Origin of the sequence: Micromonospora sp. KC207 (genome assembly GCF_004348615.1) — a bacterium.
Lineage (GTDB): Bacteria > Actinomycetota > Actinomycetes > Mycobacteriales > Micromonosporaceae > Micromonospora.
Genome location: NZ_SMKJ01000592.1, coordinates 1 through 1,264 on the forward strand (window position 1 = coordinate 1; position 1,264 = coordinate 1,264).

1 pseudogene is annotated in these 1,264 nt (G+C 82.0%); it reads left to right on the forward strand.

Annotated elements, in window-relative coordinates:
- Nucleotides 1-1,264 (forward strand): annotated as a pseudogene (locus E1258_RS33775) (hypothetical protein); the annotation flags it as partial.

Genomic DNA, 1,264 nt, shown 5'->3' on the forward strand with positions numbered 1-1,264 from the left:
CTCCCCGCCGGTCCGCGCCCGACGAGCACGCTCCGTACCGCCGCCCCGTACCGGACGAGCGGGGCCCGGCGCGACATGGCTGGGACGAGCGCGGGCCGGCCGAGCCGTACCCGCCCCGGCACCCCGCTCACGAGCAGCCCGACCGGCGTGCCCCCGGGTGGACGCCGGAGCGCGACCCGGTCGCCGGAAGGCACGGCGACCGGTACGAGCAGCGTCGCCCCGCCGAAGCCGGCCGGCGGCCGGGTCCCGCCGAGACGATCCCGGTTTCCCCCACCGCCCGGGACGAGGCCGGCTGGCTGCCCGAGCCCGACGAGTACCCGAGCCAGCCGAACGGCGACCGGCCGGCGCTGTCCGGCCCCGGCTGGCCGGAGCGCCGCCGCCCCACGCTGGATCGCGACGGCCGTCCCGACCCGGGCCGGGACGGTTGGTCGACGCCCCCGGGCACCGGCTCCGGTCACCCCGCGGACCGGCCGGCCCGCCAGCACGGCCGGCCCGACGCCGACGCGCCCCTGCGCCCTGCCGGCGACGCGCCGCGTCATCCCGGCGACCGGGGCGCACCACGGCACCGGGACGGCCAGCCGCACCGGGACGGGCGGGACGTGGCCGCCGCGCGCGCCGAGGAACACCGCCAGCCCACCGTCCGGCCGGCGCCGTCGCACGACGGTGCCCTGCCCTGGCCGCAGCCCGGCCCGCTCCGTCCGGACGTGGGCCGGAACACCGGCCGCCCCGGCGAGCCGCCCCGCGTCGGCGGACGACCGGCAGACGTCGACGGCAGCGTGCCGCGCCCGGACGGCCGGATCCGGCCGGAGCCTCGGCACACGGACGCCGCACGGTCCGACCCGCGCCGCCCGGAGCGGCCGGCCGACGGTCGCGGCGACGAGTGGAGCGTCGGCGAACGGTTCGGACTCCGCCCGCCGGTCGACCGGGCCGGGCCGCCACCCACGGACGACGTTGCCGCCGCCGGGCCCCGGTTCGTCCCACCGCCGCACCGGCCGGTCGAGCCGTACCGCGCGCCCGTGGAGCCAGTGCGCCCTCCGGTGGAGCCGGCGCGCCCCGTGACCGGAGCGGCGCGTCCGCCGGTCGAGCCGCATCGCCCGCCGGTCGAACCGGCGCGCCCATCCGTCGCACCGACCCGCCCACCGAGGGAGCCGCAACGACCGGTGGAGCCGGCCGCCGACGCGCCACGGGTCGGGCGGCCCACCACCCCCGGGGCGCCCGTCAGCGGGGTGCCGGTTTCCGGCCCACCCGTCCGGCCGATCTCGGG